Annotated in this window: 15 protein-coding genes, 1 tRNA gene and 1 other RNA gene; 7 read left to right on the top strand and 10 right to left on the bottom strand. The window is 63.2% G+C overall.

All coding sequences use genetic code 11. The features are described 5' to 3' along the window. Window positions 1-110 precede the first annotated feature (110 nt). The 3 genes from D4Q51_RS00970 to D4Q51_RS00965 are packed head-to-tail and all read left to right on the top strand — an operon-like array spanning window position 111 to window position 4,036. Window positions 111-1,703, top strand: a complete 1,593-nt coding sequence (locus D4Q51_RS00970; protein WP_120075667.1) for an isocitrate lyase — start codon at window positions 111-113, stop codon at window positions 1,701-1,703. A gap of 30 nt (window positions 1,704-1,733) precedes the next feature. Next, on the top strand, window positions 1,734-1,889 hold the full coding sequence (locus D4Q51_RS15570) for a hypothetical protein (RefSeq protein WP_162925080.1): 156 nt from the start codon (window positions 1,734-1,736) through the stop codon (window positions 1,887-1,889). After that, window positions 1,886-4,036, top strand: coding sequence for a malate synthase G (locus D4Q51_RS00965; protein WP_120075664.1), 2,151 nt, complete (start codon window positions 1,886-1,888; stop codon window positions 4,034-4,036). The genes D4Q51_RS15570 and D4Q51_RS00965 overlap by 4 nt, the downstream gene beginning before the upstream one ends. 69 nt (window positions 4,037-4,105) lie before the next feature. Here the strand turns inward: D4Q51_RS00965 and D4Q51_RS00960 are convergent. Then, window positions 4,106-4,191 (bottom strand) — tRNA-Tyr (locus D4Q51_RS00960). Window positions 4,192-4,343: 152 nt separating this feature from the next. Here D4Q51_RS00960 and rlmB point away from each other — a divergent pair. Together rlmB and D4Q51_RS00950 are read left to right on the top strand one after the other, a co-directional pair. Then, entirely contained in the window at window positions 4,344-5,135 is a 792-nt protein-coding gene (rlmB, locus tag D4Q51_RS00955) for a 23S rRNA (guanosine(2251)-2'-O)-methyltransferase RlmB (protein WP_120075662.1), read from the top strand. 25 nt (window positions 5,136-5,160) lie between these two features. Beyond that, on the top strand, window positions 5,161-5,994 hold the full coding sequence (locus D4Q51_RS00950) for a hypothetical protein (RefSeq protein WP_120075660.1): 834 nt from the start codon (window positions 5,161-5,163) through the stop codon (window positions 5,992-5,994). Between the two features lie 97 nt (window positions 5,995-6,091). On the opposite strand, the gene D4Q51_RS00945 is transcribed toward D4Q51_RS00950, so the two are convergent. The 8 genes from D4Q51_RS00945 to hrpB all read right to left on the bottom strand — a co-directional run bounded on the left by D4Q51_RS00945 (window position 6,092) and on the right by hrpB (window position 15,335). Next, on the bottom strand, window positions 6,092-6,364 hold the full coding sequence (locus tag D4Q51_RS00945) for an HU family DNA-binding protein (protein ID WP_120075658.1): 273 nt from the start codon (window positions 6,362-6,364) through the stop codon (window positions 6,092-6,094). 242 nt (window positions 6,365-6,606) lie between these two features. Further along, a complete protein-coding gene (gene lon / locus D4Q51_RS00940; protein WP_120075849.1) occupies window positions 6,607-8,997 on the bottom strand; it encodes an endopeptidase La in 2,391 nt (796 codons plus the stop codon). A gap of 149 nt (window positions 8,998-9,146) precedes the next feature. Continuing rightward, window positions 9,147-10,055: an energy transducer TonB gene (locus tag D4Q51_RS00935; protein WP_205689419.1), complete on the bottom strand. Its 909-nt coding sequence runs from the start codon at window positions 10,053-10,055 to the stop codon at window positions 9,147-9,149. Between the two features lie 33 nt (window positions 10,056-10,088). Further along, entirely contained in the window at window positions 10,089-10,430 is a 342-nt protein-coding gene (locus D4Q51_RS00930; RefSeq protein WP_120075654.1) for a YbaB/EbfC family nucleoid-associated protein, read from the bottom strand. A gap of 18 nt (window positions 10,431-10,448) precedes the next feature. Then, window positions 10,449-12,299 (bottom strand): DNA polymerase III subunit gamma/tau, encoded by a 1,851-nt coding sequence (locus tag D4Q51_RS00925; RefSeq protein WP_120075652.1) that lies wholly within the window; start codon window positions 12,297-12,299, stop codon window positions 10,449-10,451. 50 nt (window positions 12,300-12,349) lie between these two features. Beyond that, an RNA gene (ffs, locus tag D4Q51_RS00920) (signal recognition particle sRNA small type) lies at window positions 12,350-12,444 on the bottom strand. A gap of 161 nt (window positions 12,445-12,605) precedes the next feature. Beyond that, window positions 12,606-12,884: an ETC complex I subunit gene (locus tag D4Q51_RS00915; RefSeq protein WP_120075649.1), complete on the bottom strand. Its 279-nt coding sequence runs from the start codon at window positions 12,882-12,884 to the stop codon at window positions 12,606-12,608. An 18-nt stretch (window positions 12,885-12,902) separates the two neighbouring features. After that, complete coding sequence (gene hrpB / locus D4Q51_RS00910) at window positions 12,903-15,335, bottom strand: ATP-dependent helicase HrpB (protein WP_120075647.1); 2,433 nt, start codon at window positions 15,333-15,335, stop codon at window positions 12,903-12,905. Window positions 15,336-15,516: 181 nt separating this feature from the next. Here hrpB and D4Q51_RS00905 point away from each other — a divergent pair, with 181 nt between their 5' ends. Next, window positions 15,517-16,326, top strand: coding sequence for a hypothetical protein (locus tag D4Q51_RS00905; protein ID WP_120075645.1), 810 nt, complete (start codon window positions 15,517-15,519; stop codon window positions 16,324-16,326). 63 nt (window positions 16,327-16,389) lie between these two features. Here D4Q51_RS00905 and D4Q51_RS00900 read toward each other — a convergent pair whose 3' ends face one another. Further along, entirely contained in the window at window positions 16,390-17,412 is a 1,023-nt protein-coding gene (locus D4Q51_RS00900) for a polyprenyl synthetase family protein (protein ID WP_120075846.1), read from the bottom strand. A gap of 103 nt (window positions 17,413-17,515) precedes the next feature. Here D4Q51_RS00900 and D4Q51_RS00895 point away from each other — a divergent pair, with 103 nt between their 5' ends. Then, on the top strand, window positions 17,516-17,821 hold the full coding sequence (locus tag D4Q51_RS00895) for a chorismate mutase (protein WP_120075844.1): 306 nt from the start codon (window positions 17,516-17,518) through the stop codon (window positions 17,819-17,821). Window positions 17,822-17,828 lie beyond the last annotated feature (7 nt).

Raw genomic sequence — 17,828 nt, 5'->3', positions numbered from 1 at the left:
TACACGCAAATCTTGTAAAGTTCGACAACATTACACCGGAATGCGCGACGGCCACGAAATCGGGTGCCACATGACTGTCAAGCGACACCAACGCCAAGGACCGTATCATCATGACTTACTTCGAAGAAATCCATCGCCAGACCGGTATCAAGCATCGCCACGGCGCAGACTGGCAGGGTATCGACCCCGAATTCGCCGCTCGGCTGCGGGCACAGAACAAGTTCCAGACCGGCCTCGATATCGCCCGCCACACGGCCAAGGTGATGCGTGCGGACATGGAAGCTTACGACAAGGATCCGGCCCAGTACACGCAGTCGCTCGGCTGCTGGCACGGTTTCATCGGCCAGCAGAAGATGATCTCCATCAAGAAGCATTTCGGCAGCACAAAGGGCCGCTACCTCTACCTTTCGGGCTGGATGGTCGCCGCACTGCGCAGCGAATTCGGCCCCCTGCCCGACCAGTCCATGCACGAGAAGACCAGCGTTCCCGCGCTGATCGAGGAGCTCTACACCTTCCTGCGTCAGGCAGACGCTCGCGAACTGGGCGGCCTGTTCCGCGATCTCGACAAAGCTCGCAAGGCCGGTGACGAAGCCGCTGCCGCAAAGGCGCAGCAGGCGATCGACAACCACGAGAGCCACGTCGTGCCGATCATCGCCGATATCGATGCAGGCTTCGGCAATGCCGAGGCGACCTACCTGCTCGCCAAGAAGATGATCGAAGCCGGTGCCTGCGCCCTGCAGATCGAGAACCAGGTTTCGGACGAAAAGCAGTGCGGCCACCAGGACGGCAAGGTTACCGTTCCGCACGAGGACTTCCTCCAGAAGATCCGCGCGATCCGCTACGCCTTCCTTGAACTGGGTGTGCCTGACGGCATCATCGTCGCCCGCACCGATTCGCTGGGCGCTGGCCTGACGAAGCAGATCGCTTTCACTCGCGAAGCGGGAGACTTGGGCGACCAGTACAACAGCTTCCTCGATTGCGAGGCAGTGGACGGCGCGGGCAATCCCGGTGACGTGCTGCTGAACCGCGATGGCAAGCTGATGCGCCCCAAGCGTCTGCCGTCCAACCTGTTCCAGTTCCGTCCCGGCACGGGAGAGGATCGCTGCGTTCTTGACTGCATCACTGCGCTGCAAAACGGTGCCGACCTGCTGTGGATCGAGACGGAGAAGCCGCACATCGAACAGATCGCCGGCATGGTGGATCGCATCCGCGAGGTCGTTCCCGATGCCAAGCTCGTCTACAACAATTCGCCCAGCTTCAACTGGACGCTGAACTTCCGCCAGCAGGTGTACGACGCCTGGGAAGCCGAGGGCCGCGACCTGTCGATGTTCGAACGCGAGCAGCTGATGAGCCAGCACTACGACGACAGCGATCTGGCGAAGGAAGCCGACGAGAAGATCCGCACGTTCCAGCGCGATGCTGCGAAGCGGGCGGGCATCTTCCACCACCTGATCACGCTGCCGACCTACCACACGGCAGCGCTGAGCACGGACAACCTCGCCAAGCGCTACTTCGGCGAAGAAGGGATGCTCGGCTACGTCAAGCAGGTGCAGCGCGAGGAAATCCGCCAAGGGATTGCCTGTGTCAGGCACCAGAACATGGCCGGTTCCGACATCGGCGACGATCACAAGGAAGCATTCGCCGGAGAAGCAGCCCTGAAGGCTGGCGGCGAGCACAACACGATGAACCAGTTTGCCGCATGAGCCGGCGCAACGCGAAGAAGGAGAAGTAATATGGCACACCCGACAATGGCCCGCCCGGTCTTCTCGACCGAAGATTTCGGCCTCATCCGCAACGCGCTGGCAGTCGCCATCCGCAACGGAGAAGACAACGCCGAGACCCGCAAGCTGGTGAACCTGCATCACCGCATGGGGCGGTTCGGCCGATGACCACCGCATCGCTTCGCCAGCAACAGCAAAGCGATGCCAACACCCCGCGCGCCGGCACCGTCCAGCGCGCGGGATTGGCCGTCGACCCTGTGCTGGCCGATTTTATTGAACACGAAGCATTGCCGAGCACCGGAATTGAGGCCGGGCGCTTCTGGTCCGGCCTCGCAGATCTCGCCGACCGCTTCACGCCGCAGAACCGCGACCTGTTGCAGCGGCGAGAAGAATTGCAGCACCAGATCGACGACTGGCACCGCGCAAATCCCGATGCCGGTATCGGCGTTCCTCCGCGCAAGCTGCGCGAGATGGGCTACCTCGTGCCGGAACCGGAGGCGTTTACTATCGGCACGGCGAATGTCGATCCCGAAATCGCCACCATTGCAGGACCGCAGCTCGTGGTTCCGGCGCTCAACGCCCGCTTCGTCCTCAATGCCGTGAACGCGCGCTGGGGCAGTCTTTACGACGCGCTTTACGGCACCGATGCACTGGACGGCTCCACGCCCTCAGGCGCGGACTATGATGCCGGGCGCGGGGCAAGAGTGATCGCCTGGGCCAAGGCATTCCTGGATGATGTAGTCCCGCTCGCCGAAGGGATGTGGAGCGAGTGGACCGGCAGCGTACCCGCCCTCGCCAATCCCGACCAGCTGGTCGGAACGATCGGCGACAACTTCATCCTGAAGCACAATGGCCTGCATATCGAGATCGTCATCGACGACAGCCACCCTATCGGCAGCGGCGATCCGGCGGGAATCGCCGACGTGCGCCTCGAATCCGCACTTTCCACTATCATAGACCTCGAAGACTCAGTCGCCGCCGTCGACGCGGTCGACAAGGTTGCCGGATACCGCAACTGGCTAGGCGCCCTGCGCGGCGATCTTGTCGCCAGCTTCACCAAGGGTGACGAGAAGGTGATCCGCACGGCCAACCCCGATCGCACTTATCGCGACATGCACGGCGATGAACGCACCTTGCGAAGCCGCAGCCTGCTGCTGGTGCGCAACGTCGGCCACCTGATGACGAACCCCGCCGTGTACCTGCCGGACGGATCGGAGATCTTCGAAGGCGTGCTGGACGCCGCCGTCACCGGCCTGATCGGTCTGCACGATCTCAAGGGCCTTGGCCGTCTCGGAAACAGTGCCACAGGCTCGATCTATATCGTGAAGCCAAAGATGCACGGACCGGAAGAGTGCGCTTTCGCCGACAGCCTGTTCGCAGCCGTCGAGGACATGCTCGGCCTTGCCCGCAACACCATCAAGATCGGCGTGATGGACGAGGAACGGCGCACCAGCGCCAACCTCGCCGCCTGCATTCACGCTGTGAAGGACCGGGTGTTCTTCATCAACACCGGCTTCCTCGATCGCACGGGCGACGAGATACACACCTCGATGCTGGCCGGGCCGATGCAGCGCAAGGGCGACATCAAGAAGGCCGAGTGGATTGCTGCCTACGAGGATCGCAACGTGCAGATCGGGCTCGCTTGCGGCTTGGCCGGACGTGCGCAGATCGGCAAGGGGATGTGGGCCGCGCCCGACAGGATGCAGGCCATGCTGGCGGAAAAGATCGGCCATCCGATGAGCGGCGCGAGCACCGCCTGGGTGCCCTCGCCTACGGCGGCCACTCTTCACGCGGTGCACTATCACCACTGCGATGTGGCGGATCGCCAGCGCGCACGAGCGAACGAAAAAACGGTGCCGGTCGAGAAATTGCTGACCGTCCCTTTGGCCGAGGACGCGAACTGGTCCGCGGACGAGATCGCCACCGAACTCGACAACAACGTGCAGGGCATCCTCGGCTACATGGTGCGCTGGATCGATGCAGGCGTCGGCTGCTCCAAGGTGCCGGACATCAACGATATCGGCCTGATGGAAGACCGCGCGACGCTGCGCATTTCCAGCCAGCACATCGCCAACTGGCTGCACCACGGGATCGTAAGCCGCTTCATGGTGGACGATGCCCTGCACCGCATGGCGGCAAAGGTCGATGCGCAGAACGATGGCGACCCGACCTACCGCCCGATGGCCGGGAACGAGCGCCACTCGATCGCGCTGAACGCCGCGCGAGAACTCATCGTTGCGGGGACGAAGCAACCGTCGGGATATACCGAGCCCGTTCTGCACCGCGCACGAGCGCTGGCGAAGCAAGGGCGCTGACACGAGCTGGAGAGGGAAAGCGACCGTCGCGGCCATGGCCGGGGCGGTCGTTTTTCTTGGTAACGGCGGTGGTGGACAGGGCTGGATTCGAACCAGCGTACGCTTGCGCGGGCAGATTTACAGTCTGCTGCCTTTAACCACTCGGCCACCTGTCCACACCGTTGCCGGAGGCGGGCGCTGGCCCGCATTGGTTGGCGCCCTGAAAGTGCGCTTTCCAGCCGAGAGGCGCCCCAATGGCGAAGCGCCGCTTGCCTGTCAATGGGCGTGCTGGCAGGAGGCGCCATTCTTTCGAAAAAGGCGAAGTGAAATGGCCAAGAACAAGAAAGCGCTGCGCGGACGCGCCGGGCGCATGCAGGGCGGGCGCGGCTCCGGCCGGGCGAGCAAGGGCGCGGTGCGCCTGTGGGGGCGCCACGCGGTGGAAGCCGCGCTAATGAACCCGCGCCGCCAGCACCGCAAGCTTTGGGCGACCCGTGAAGGCGTCGAATCGCTCGACGGCGAACTCCCTGCAGATTTCCCCGTTGAATATGCCGATGTCAGCGATCTCGCCCGCCTGGTAGCCAAGGATGCCCCGCATCAGGGCCTGGTGCTGGAATGCGAGCCGCTGGAAGACCTGCATCTCAGCGATGTTCTCGACGGAGACCCTACGCGGCCCATCGTGGTGCTGGACCAAGTGACGGACCCGCACAATGTTGGCGCGCTGCTGCGCTCCGCCGCCGCTTTCGACGCGGCCGCCATCGTGACGCAGGATCGCCATGCGCCGCCCGAAGGCGGGGTGATCGGCAAGTCCGCATCGGGCGCGCTGGAAATCGTGCCCTGGGTGCGCGTGGTCAACCTGTCGCGCGCGCTGGAGGAAATCGCAGAGGCAGGATACTGGCGCATCGGTCTTGCCGGTGAAGCGGAGGCAACGCTGGCGGAGGCACTGCCCACCGGCCCTGTCGCTCTGGTCCTGGGCGCCGAAGGCGAAGGCATGCGCCATAACGTCACCCAGCATTGCGACGCCCTCGCCCGCCTGCCGATCAGCGAGGCGATGGAAAGTCTCAATGTGTCCAATGCGGGTGCGATTGCGCTATATGCTATTGCGACACGCGACCTGGGCTAGACAGACTTTCTTGGGGGAACCGATCATGACCATGCCGATCCGTATCAAACGCCTTGCCGCCTCGGCGACTTTGCTGGCGTCAAGCGCGCTGCTGTCGGGCTGTCTGTTCCAGCCAGGCACGTTCGATGCCACGCTCCACATTGCGGCGGATCGACAGTTCACCTTCACCTACGACGGCGAGATCGTGATGGCCGGCATGGACCAGTTGGCAGACATGGCACAGGAGGCCGAGGGCCAGCAGCCTTGCTACAACGAGAGCAGCGGCAAGGAGCGTCCCTGCACCGAGGAGGAACTGGCCGAGCGCGCGCGTGAAGACGCCATGGGCCGTCAGATGATGGAAGGGATGCTCGGCGGCGTCGACCTGGAGGACGAGGAGCAGGTCGCCGAGATGACCGCCATGCTGCAACGGCAGGCCGGCTGGAACAGCGTGGAATTCATCGGCGATGGGACATTCGTCGTCGATTTCTCCATCACCAGCACGCTTGGCCACGACTTCGACTTCCCAACGTTTGAGGATATGCCGATGTCCAATTCCTTCGTGCAGGTACGCCTGCGCCAGGATGGCCGCGCGAGGATTTCCGCGCCGGGCTTTGCTCCTACCGGTGGAAATCCCATGGGCGCGATGTTCATGGGAATGATGGGCGCCTTTGCAGAAGAAAGCGCGGAGGGCGGCGAAAGTAATCCGCAGATCGACATGCGTCAGCCAGAGGGCACTTTCCGGATCATCACCGACGCGCCCATCCTTGCCAACAACACTGACGATGGGCCGAAGACAGATCCGCGCGGCCAGATGCTCGTCTGGGAAATCGGCAGCAGCACCGCTGCCGCTCCGACGGCCCTGATCGATTTCGGCGAGTAGTGAGCGGCAAAGAGAAAAGGGCCGCCCTTACGGACAGCCCTTTCTCCCCCTGTAGATTCGGCGCGGGTCCGCGCCCCGGTACCCCGGTTTTCGCGTCCTAGTTGACGGCGTCCTTGAGGCCCTTGCCAGCCTTGAACTTGGGCTGGGTGGATGCCTTGATCGTCATCGGCTCGCCGGTGCGCGGGTTGCGCCCGGTCGACGCCTTGCGCTTCGCCACGGAGAACGTGCCGAAGCCTACCAGGCGTACTTCGTCGCCCTTGGACAGCGTGCCGGTGATGGTATCGAAAACAGCTTCGACAGCCTTCGTCGCATCGTTGCGCGAAAGGCCACTGGAGTCCGCGACCGCGCCGATAAGTTCATTCTTGTTCATGTTTCGGAGAACCCCCTCACTTGTTCTGTGCTCAAAACGAAAATTCTGAATCGCTTTGCGATGCGGGGGAATTGAGCGAGTTTTCCCGCCCGAGTCAAAGGCAAAGCCGCTCAACTGGCGGGATTTTTGAGGCAGGACGTAGCTTTATCTCGTGCAACGCCCTGATTCTTGCGCCGAGACCCCCCTCGCGAGGGTAACTGCCGCTTTCGGCGAGCCACCCTCGTCCGGAGTCCGCGCGCGACTCAGTGTGCAGTCGTGATCGGGGCTCCACCGGCGCCAGGACCGTGCGGCTGGCTGGCGATGTCGTCCGCCTCGGTCCACTCGATCGGCGCGGGCAGCGCGGTGAGTGCGTGTTCCAGCACCTGGTCGACATGACTGACGGGGATGATCTCCAACCCTTCTTTCACGTTGTCCGGTATCTCGGCGAGGTCCTTCTCGTTCTCTTCCGGGATCAGCACGGTCTTGATGCCACCGCGCAGCGCCGCCAGCAGCTTTTCCTTCAGGCCGCCGATGGCGAGCACCCGGCCGCGCAGCGTGACTTCGCCCGTCATCGCCACTTCGGGACGGACAGGAATGCCCGTCAGCGTGGAGACGATGGAAGTGACCATGCCAATGCCCGCGCTCGGCCCATCCTTCGGCACCGCCCCTTCGGGAAGGTGGATGTGGATGTTCTTGCGCTGGAAGATGCTCGGCTTGATGCCGTAGGCAGGTGCCCGCGCCTTTACGAAGCTGAAAGCGGCGGCAACGGATTCGTTCATCACGTCGCCCAGCTTGCCAGTCGTCTTTGCCTCGCCCTTGCCAGGCGTGGTCACGCTTTCGATTGTGAGCAACTCGCCGCCCACGGAGGTCCAGGCGAGGCCCGTTACTGCACCCACCTGCGCTTCTTCCTCGGAAACGCCGTGCTTGAACTTGCGGACGCCCATGAAGTCACCGAGGTTTTCCGGCGTGACGGTCACGCTCTCGACTTCCTTCTCGAGAATCTTGCGCAAGGACTTGCGGCACAGCTTGGCGATTTCGCGCTCCAGCGTACGCACGCCCGCCTCGCGGGTGTAGTAGCGAATGAGGTCGCGCAGGCCCGCTTCGGTCAGCTCGAATTCGCCGTCCTTCAGGCCGTGGTCGCTCACCTGCTTGGCGATGAGGTGACGCTGGGCGATCTCGACCTTTTCATCTTCCGTGTAGCCTTCGAGGCGGATGATCTCCATCCGGTCGAGCAGCGGTTGCGGCAGGTTGAGGCTGTTCGCGGTGGTCACGAACATGATGTCCGAAAGGTCGATATCCAGTTCCAGGTAGTGATCCTGGAACTTGTTGTTCTGTTCGGGGTCCAGCACTTCCAGCAGCGCCGAAGCCGGATCGCCGCGGAAATCCTGACCGAGCTTGTCGATCTCGTCGAGCAGGAACAGCGGATTGCTGGTGCCGGCCTTCTTCAGGTTGGACACGATCTTGCCCGGCAGCGAGCCGATATAGGTGCGGCGGTGGCCGCGGATCTCGGCTTCGTCACGCACGCCCCCCAGCGACTGGCGAATGAACTCGCGACCCGTCGCTTTGGCGATCGACTTGCCGAGGCTGGTCTTGCCCACGCCGGGAGGGCCGACGAGGCACAGGATCGGCCCCTTCAGCTTGTTGGTGCGCGCCTGCACGGCGAGGTATTCGACGATACGATCCTTCACCTTTTCCAGCGCGTAGTGATCGGCATCCAGCACGTCCTGCGCCTTGCCGATATCCTTCTTCAGCTTGCTCTTCTTGCCCCACGGCAGGCCGAGCAGAACCTCGAGATAGTTGCGCACCACGGTCGCCTCGGCGCTCATCGGCTGCATGGAGCGCAGCTTCTTGAGCTCGCCTTCCGCCTTGGCGCGGGCTTCCTTGGAAAGCTTCGTTTCCTCGATCTGGCGGGCCAGTTCGGACAGCTCGTCGCCGTCCTCGCCCTCACCGCCCAGTTCGCTCTGGATCGCCTTCAGCTGTTCGTTGAGGTAATATTCGCGCTGGGTCTTCTCCATCTGCCGCTTCACGCGGCCACGGATCTTCTTCTCCACCTGCAGCACGGAAAGCTCGCCCTCCATCACGGAGAAGACCATTTCCAGCCGCTTCAGCGCGTCGCTTTCGGCAAGAAGCTGCTGCTTGGCGTCGACCTTCGCGGAGAGGTTCGCGGCAATCGCGTCGGCCAGCCGTCCGGCGTCGTCGATGGCTTCCAGCTCTTCCTCAAGCTCGTCGGACATCTTCTTGTTCGACTTGGCATATTCGGTGAACTGGCCCAGCGCGCTGCGCATCATGGCAGAAACTTCGGTGCCGCTGGCGGTGGTTTCCTCCACCTGCTCGGTCTGCGCCATCACGAAGTCTTCGGAAACGCGCATTTCGGTCATCCGGGCGCGGTACTGGCCTTCCACCAGCACGCGCACGGTGCCGTCGGGCAGTTTCAGCATCTGCAACACCTGCGCGACCACGCCGAGATCGTAGAGATCTTCCGCTTCGGGATCGTCGGTTGCCGGGTCAAGCTGGGCGACAAGGAAAATATCCTTGCCGTTTTCCATCGCCGCTTCCAGCGCCGCCACCGACTTGTCGCGCCCCACGAACAGGGGGACGACCATGCCGGGGAAAACGACGATGTCGCGCAAGGGAAGAAGGGGGAATGCAGTCATTTCAATGTCCATATTTCTTGCCAGGTCTCTGGCTTTGGCAGGAATATGGGGGCGACCGCCTGCGCCTGCAATGACGAGGTGCGGCTTAGGGGTGGATAGCCAGTTACAGACAGAATGCCGATTGCTTGCCGAAGATTTGCAATCCGCTGCTAATTCATCAAGTAGAGGATAGTACTCGTCCAGTAACTCGCAATCGGGTTTCCCTGCGCATCCAGTGCTGGATCGAACCGTGCGCGCTCCAGTGCATGACAGGCATCCTGTCGAAAATCGTCGAATTCGATCGGCAACTGCAGGTAGCATCCCGTCACATCTCCGGCTTCACTGACCGAAAGGCGGACTTGCAATCTGGCATTGTTGCCCTGTCGCAGCATGGCGCTGGGATAATTTTGTATCACGCGGCGGACGAGCCGATTGTAATTGCGCGGGAGTGCAGGGCGGATGAGGGAGCGGTGCGCTTCGGCGTCAACGCCCCAATGTGTGAGCAATTCGTCCATGCACTGTCGCATGGCGTCCATCGGCGCTCTCATGGAGCCGGTCTGGAGCGTGATTTCTTCACCGAAGGTCTCGGCAATACCGATTGCCTCGATGCTTTCTTCGCGTGTCTGCAGGGAAGCCAAATTTTGTAGGGAGCGAAAATTCCAGCGCGCCCTCTCGTTCGCGTCGAGTTCTTCCCATTCCTCTTTTTCGGAGATCGTGTGGAAACTGTCGCTGAGGATGACCGCGTGAAGGTCATCCCCGTAATCCGCAATTATGGCATTTTCGATTAGCCGGTTTTCCTCATCACCGCCGTAGCGAATTTCGGGACGCTCGTTCCGTAAATCGAAATCTACGCTGGCGAAAAGCAACTGGAACCCCGGCCCGGGCGCGAACTGACGCAACTCGAGCAATATGGCGCCTCCCTCCTCGCCGAAGCCTCTTTGCAGAGCACAGCTGTCCTCGTCATACTTGAGGTTCCAGTGCGAACTGGGTGGTAGAACGCGGTTGTTCTTTGCCGCTAGCGGCATAAATGCCGGAGCAGCGAGCAGGAATACGATGCAAGCTATCCGAATCAAAGACATGAAACGCATTCTTATCGCAAAACGTCGTCCCGCCTAGCCCATACCCGGCAGATTGAAGCCCGGCGGCAGGCCGAGGCCCTGCTGCATTTCTGCCATGTGCTCGCCCGCCTTGCGGTCGGCCTTGTCGCGCGCATCATTGAAAGCGGCGGCCACGAGGTCTTCGAGGATGCCCTTTTCCTCTTCCTTGAACAGGCTGTCGTCGATGTTCACACCAAGAATGCGGCCACGCGCGCTGGCGCGGACTTTCACAAGGCCGCCACCGGAGCTGCCTTCGACCTCGATCTGGTCCAGCTTCACCTGCGCATCGTTCATCTGCTGCTGGATTTTCTGCGCCGCTTCCTGCGCGGCTTTCATCATCTCTTCCATGTTCTGCATGTAATGCTCCTTGGGGGGTTATGCGCTGCGAGACCAATTCTTGTGGCCGCGCGGGGGTTCCGCGTCTTCCACGGCGCGCGCATCGGGAAAATGCTGTCGTACGGCTTGCATCAGCGGGTGCTGTTCGATGCGGTCCTTCTCTGCCTGCACGGCAAGCTCGGCCTGCTCGAAAAGACTGGGAGCGCCCTCGCCTTCGCCTTTCACCACTTCCCAGCGCTGGCCGGTGACCTCGTTCAGTGCCTGCCGCATGGCGGGGGTGATATCGTCATCGAAGCCATGCGGCTGGGTATAGACGAGCTTGCCGGGCGCAAGTTCGATCACCCGCACCTGGCGCGACATGATGGAGGCCATCGACATGGCGTTGGCGATGCCGCTGTGGTCGACCTGCGCGACGAGATCCTGCCAGCTGATCGCCTGCGGCCCGCCCGCGCTTGCCGCGCCGCCGCCGTTTGCGATGCCGCCCGCAAGCGCCGCGTTTCTGATTTCCTTCGCCAGCTTGCCGGGGTCCGGCATGTCTGCGGCGTGCAACACGCGCAATAGTGCCATCTGCGCGGACACCAGCGGGTCGGGAGCGGTGCGCACTTCGTCGTGCCCCTTCAGCAACAGTTGCCACAGGCGATGAACCTGTCCGGCGGAAAGCTTCTCCGCCCATTCCTCCAGAGCCTCGCGTTCCTCCGCGGTCGGCGCGTCAGCCTGTCCGTCGGCGACCTGCGCCAGCGCGATCCGGTGCGAAAACTCCATCAGCGCGCGCATCAGCGCCAGCGGCTCCACGCCAAGCGAGTATTGCTGGTCGACAGCCGCCAGCAGCGCCTTGGCATTGCCTTCCAGCAAGTGCTGGAACAGGCGGCGCTGTGCGCCCTTGTCGGCAAGGCCCAGCATGTCGCGCACCTTGGCGGCGCTGACGGTGGTGCCTGACGTGCCCGCGTCCATATCGGCGTGGGCAATCGCCTGGTCGAGAATGGAGAGGCCATCGCGGACCGAACCTTCGGCAGCAGCGGAGATCATGGCCAGCGCCTCGTCCTCTGCCTCGACACCTTCCTTGCGGCAGATGGCGGCAAAATGCTCTTGCAGCATCTCGCGTGGGATACGACGCAGGTCGAAGCGCTGCGTGCGGCTGAGCACCGTCACCGGCAGCTTGTCGACTTCGGTGGTGGCGAACAGGAACTTCACATGCGCGGGCGGCTCTTCCAGCGTCTTCAGCAGGGCGTTGAACGCATTGCGGCTGAGCATGTGGACTTCGTCGATGATGTAGATCTTGTAGCGGGCCGAAACGGCGGAATAGCGCACTGCCTCGATGATCTCGCGCACGTCGTCAACGCCGGTATGGCTGGCGGCGTCCATCTCGATCACGTCGATATGGCGCCCCTCGGCGATGGCGCGGCACGGCTCGCAGACACCGCACGGATCGATAGTGGGGCCGCCCTGCCCATCCGGCCCGACACAGTTCAGCGCCTTGGCGATAAGGCGCGCGGTGGAGGTCTTGCCCACCCCGCGAACGCCGGTCATCAGGAAAGCATGGGCCAGCCGGTCGCGCTCGATCGCATTGCCCAGCGTGCGGACCATGGGCTCCTGCCCGATCAGTTCGCTGAAGGTCTGCGGCCGATACTTGCGCGCCAGCACGCGGTAGGGCTGCGCGGGATCGGGCAGCGGGGCGGCGGCTGTCGGCTGCGTTGCCGAAGGCTCTTCTGGAGCGGGCGTTGTCGGCACTGGCGGCTCTTGCGCAGCGGGTTCGTCTGCCGGAGCGGGCGCGGGATCGCCGAACATCGAATTCTGCCCGGCCGCCTCCAGCTCCGCCGCCGAAGGTTGCGCGTCTGTCTCGTCGTCACCCTTCCACGGAGGGGTGTCCGGATTTTCCGGGGAATCACTCATGCGGGCAAAGGTAGGCGCTGCCCGCGCGAATGTCATCGCAACAATGTGGTGGAAAAGGAGCCGAGCGACCCGCTGCCATTTACCTGGGCTGCTTCCTTCCGGACCTGACCCGGTGAGCAAACGCGAACGTCCACCCGACTCCCGGCGCGCCATATGGCGGGGCTGCGCTCACTTTTCAACCGGGAAAGTAGATCGAGGTTTCGGCCCTTAGGGCCGCAAGCGCGAATGCGCGCCCGCAGGTGCCACGCAGCGAAGCGGAGCGATTAGCACCGAGGACGAAGCTGCGGAGGCGGCTTCGCAATCAACTCATCTGAAATTATCCGCGTAGGCCTGGATCTTCAGCTTCTTGGGCGGAACCGTGTGGACGCGCGCGGCGATGCCGTATTTCTCGGCGTAGGCCTGCGCGGCCTCGCAAGTCGGAAACTTCAGCTGCACCTGCTGGCGCGTGTCGCCGCTGCCGGCCCAGCCCATCAGGGGATCGGGCTTCTTCGCTTCAGCAGGCACGAAGTCGAGGACCCACTGGTCGGTGAGCGCCTTGCCTGACTGCATGGCATTCTTGGGGCGTTTGTAGATGCGAGCTTCCATAGTGGGCATGCGGATAATTCAACCGCCGCCTTTTGAAAAGGCGTTCTTGGTCTTCAGGCTGGGTTTTTCCGCCCACGGTTCGTCCGGCCAGCGGTGCTTCGGGTAGCGGCCCTTCATGTCCTTGCGCACATCGTCCCAGCTACCGCGCCAGAATGCGGGAAGATCGCGGGTGGATTGTATGGGGCGACCCGCCGGACTGGTAAGCTTAAGCAGCAGCGGCGTCGTGCCGATCATGGGATGGCGTTCGAGGCCGAGGAGCGCCTGTACGCGCACTTCCACGCTGGGCGCGTCGTCACTCGCGTAATCGATCTTGTGCGTCGTGCCAGCCGGGCTGGTGAACTCGCGCGGGGCAGCCGTGTCGAGATGCTGCCGTTCTTCCCACGAAAGCACGTTCAGCGCCGCCTCGGCGAAGCGTGATTGGGGCAGGTTGAGGTCGCGCCGGCCTTGCAGCAGCGGCACCAGCCATTCCTCCTTGTGTTCGGCCAATGCAGCCTCGGAAAGCGTCTCGATACCGGCAAAGCGAGCGCGCGCCAGCAAGGACGCCGGAAGCAAAGTCCCCAGCTGTTCCACCGCTTTATCCACAAGCATGTCCACAATCGCCTGCGGATCAGGATCGGGGTCCGGCCCGCTCGCCAGAGTGATCGCGCCCAGCCGCCTTTCAAGCCGGACCTCGACCCGGTTCTCGCTGGAATTCCAGCGCGCTACGGTGCGCTTCTCGATTCGGTTCGAGAAGTGTTTCTCCACTTCGGAAGTCGAAATTTCCGCGGCCGCCGTGATGCGCGCCGCCTTGGCCTGCCCCTGTGCATCGGCGATTACCAGCCATTCGGCCCGCGCCAGCGGCGATGCGGGATCGAGCGCAAAACCCCTGCCCCCTGCCGACACCCAGTTCTCGCCTGATACATCGCGCCGCCGGGCAATGAAATCCGGCCTGCCCATTGCGAGGAACACCGCAGGATTGAGAGTGCCTCCATCCCGCGAATCGCCTACAAGACGATCCGCCATTCGCGCCCAACGCTCAGCCAGCTTGCGCGAGGCATCGGCGCGCTTGCCGCGATCCGACTGCCAGCGTTGCAGCCGCGTCATCAGGTCCTCCCCGCGCCCGCCAAGGCCGCGTTCCTGCGCCAACAGAACCAGCCGCGCGGCGTCCCCGGCTTGCCCGTGCATCGCGCCGAACAGGACCGCCGCGGCCCCCTCCGGATCGAGCGGAAGCGCGGCGACCTTCTCTCCCCACGCGGTGATCGCTCCTGCTTCGTCCAGCGCACCGAGAGCGCGCAGTCTTTCACGAGCAGAAGACACGGATGCCTCCGGCGGCGTGTCGAGCCATTGCAGGCTGGCAGGATCGGTGACGCCCCACTTCGCAAGGCTCATCACCAGGGGCGCGAGATCTGCCGTGAGCATTTCGGGGGCGTCGAATTCGGGTCTGCCCGCATGACCGCCCTCCTCCCATAGACGATAGGCGACACCCGGCCCCTGCCGAGCTGCACGCCCTGCCCTTTGCGCAGCGGCGGCCTGACTTGCGCGTTTTGTGATCAGGTGCGTGGTGCCAGCCGTCCGATCGAATTCGGCACTGCGGGAGAGACCGCTATCCACGACGACCGAGACACCCTCCAACGTCAGCGAGGTTTCGGCAATACTCGTGGCCAGCACGATACGCCGACGACCTTCCGGATCGCGTCGAATGGCGGCGCGCTGGTCTTGCGGCTGGACCTGACCGTGAAGCGGCAGGATCGGTGCAGCGGGAAGGCGATCGGCAAGGCGTTCCCTTGTGCGCTCGATCTCGCCCACGCCGGGAAGGAAGGCGAGAATGTCACCCTCTTCCTCTCGCCACGCCTTCAGGATTGCCGACGTCATCGAATCCTCGATGCGCTTTTCAGGCGATGCGCCCAGCCACTCCAGCCGCAGCGGCCACGCCTTGCCCTCGCTTTCCACGACCGGCGTTTGCTCGCCCATCAGACGCGCGAACTGCGCTCCGTCGATGGTGGCGGACATGACGCAGATACGCAGATCCTCGCGAAGCACTTGCTGGCTTTCGAGCGCCAGCGCGAGGCCGAGATCGCTGTCGAGTTGCCGCTCGTGCGCCTCGTCGAACAGGATCGCCGAGATGCCTTCCAGCTCCTGATCCTCCAGCAGCCGGTTCACGAGGATCGCCTCCGTCACCACGAGGATGCGCGTGGCTTTCGATTGCTTGCTATCCAGCCGCGTCAGGTAACCGACGCGTTCGCCAGGCTTCTCGCCCAGCATGTCCGCGATCCGCTCCGCCGCGGCGCGAGCTGCCACCCTGCGCGGCGAGGTGAGGATGATCTGGCCGGTGCACCACGGCTCTTCCAGCAATGCCGGTGCGACAGCCGTGGTCTTGCCTGCACCCGGAGGTGCGACCAGCACCGCACCGCTGCGCTCGCGCAGTGCGCGAAGCAGATCCGGCAAAACGGCATGGATAGGCAAGTTAGTCATTATCCGCTCGCCATTACACGATCGACGACAGGTTACAGCCCCCATGCAAGCTGTGCTCCCGCCGATGAATTTTGTCGCGCTGCGGGTTCGTTGTAAGGTCCGAAGGAGCGGGCGCACATCTGGTCGCACCTACAATCGAACGATCCGGTTGGGGTGCGGAGATCTAAATGGGGGAAAATCAATGAAGAAGATTGTGACAGCCGTTGTCGCGGCTTCGCTTTGCGCGGGGCTGACTGCGTGTGGCGACTCGGCCGAAGTCGAGACCGAAGAGGCTACCTCGGACGGCACGCTGACCGGCCAGTGGATGGTCAATGTGGACTCCGCCGAGTTCGAGAACGAAACCCGCGATTACCTGATCGCCGATGGAGTCTGGGAGTGCCGCAGTTGCACGCCGCCTTACCAGGTGACGGCAGACGGCGAATGGCAGACAATCGATCGCCCCGGTACCGATGGCGCCATGATCGAAGTGGTCGACGACAACACCGTCCGCACCGCGTTCAGGCTGGGCGAGGAAGAACTGGGCAGTTCGGTCTGGACCGTTAGCGAGGACGGGCAAACGCTTACCGTCGAATTCACCGACACGGCAGGTGACGAGACTGTCACCGGTTCGGAGACTTACACACGGACGCGCGCAGGTCCCGATGGCGCACATGCCGTCTCCGGGCAATGGACGCACTCCGGCGACATAAACGTAAGCGACGCCGGATTGCGGTTCTCCTACTCGGTGGACGGTGACCAGTACAGCTACACCGGAAATGGCAGCCGTTTCGCTGCGACCATCGGCGGTGAACCGGTGCCGATCGAGGGCAGCAATTCCAACACGATGGTGGCCGTCGAAGAGATCGGTCCGAACTCCTACCGTGAAACCTACTCGCGCGATGGCGAGGTTCTATCGATTGCCGAAATGACCGTCGATGGCGATACAATGTCGGGTGTCAGCATGGATCAGCGGGACAACAGCACAGTTCGATACACCGCAACCCGCCAGTAAGGTGGGCCTTCGCGATCAGGGAAACGCTCCGCTCCGGCGAACGGGGCGAAGCGTGTCCCGAATTTAGTAACCGCGGGCCACCGCGAACTGGGCTGCTTCCACCATGGCGCGGCGGGCAGCGGAATCGGGGAAGATCGACAGCGCATTGCAGGCACGCTGAGCATAGTGCCGGGCGCGCTCGCGCGTTTCGGTGACGCAGTCGTGCTTGCGGATGAGCTCCACTGCTTGCGCGAGGTCTTCGTCCTCTGTGCTGAACCCGGCGATGGCGTCCTGCCAGAAGCGGCGCTCCTCGGCATTGCCGCGCGCGTAGGCGAGGATCACCGGCAGGGTCATCTTACCTTCGCGGAAGTCGTCCCCCCGGTCCTTGCCCATTTCGGCTGCGTCGGAATCGTAATCGATGGCATCGTCGACCAGCTGGAAAGCGATGCCGAGATTTCGGCCATATGCATCCAGTGCCAGTTCCTCTTCCTCGCCGCACTCCGCCACGACGGCGGCAATGCGGCTGGCAGCAGCGAACAGCGCGGCCGTCTTGGCGCCGATGATATCGAGATAGCGATCCTCGCTCGTCTCGATCTTGCGCTGGGCAGTAAGCTGGTCGACCTCGCCCTGCGCGATGATGGCGCTGGCGCCGGAGAGGATTTTCAGCACCTTCAGGCTACCGTCTTCCACCATCAGTTCGAACGCGCGGCTGAACAGGAAATCGCCCACCAGCACCGTGGCGGGATTGCCGTAGACGATGTTGGCAGCTTCCTTGCCACGGCGCATCTCGCTGCCGTCCACGACATCGTCGTGCAGCAGCGTGGCGGTGTGAATGAACTCGACAGCAGCGGCTAGCTTGTGATGGCGAGTGCCCTGGTATCCGACCACTTCGGCACCGGCCAGCGTCAGCATCGGTCGCATCCGCTTGCCGCCGCCGGCGATCAGATGACCGGCAAGTGCAGGGATTAGCGGGATTTCGCTCTGCATCCGGTCGAGGATGATGGCGTTGACCGCATTCATGGGAGTGGCTGTCAGCGACAGAATCGGCGTCAGCGTGGGAGGTGCTGCATCCGGGCCGCGCTTGATCGGTACGACGTTGTCGCTCATGCGGCCCTCCATGGGGATGCACAGGGGTGTTGGCAAGCGCGCATTTCTCCCGCAAGGGGTAGTCATGTCCCGTCAATCGCCCCAGCCCGAACCCTCGACTGCCATGACCGATAGCCCAAGCGACCATGCTCCCGACCCGACCCTGACCGGTTTTCGCAAAAGCATCGACAATATCGATGCCGCGCTGATCCACATGCTGGCCGAACGGTTTCGGATCACGCAGGCCGTGGGCGAGTACAAGGCGAAAACGCAGCTTCCGCCCGCCGATCCCAACCGGGAAGCGCGCCAGATCGAACGCTTGCGCAAATTGGCCGTGGAGGCCGATCTGGACCCTGAATTCAGCGAGAAATTCATCCGCTTCGTGATCGACGAGGTGATCCGCCACCACGAGATTGCCCGCGGCGGGTAAGCCCTCG

The organism is Aurantiacibacter odishensis (assembly GCF_003605195.1).
In the GTDB taxonomy this organism is placed as follows: Bacteria; Pseudomonadota; Alphaproteobacteria; order Sphingomonadales; family Sphingomonadaceae; genus Alteraurantiacibacter; species Alteraurantiacibacter odishensis.
This window is presented reverse-complemented; position numbering and strand designations above follow the sequence as displayed.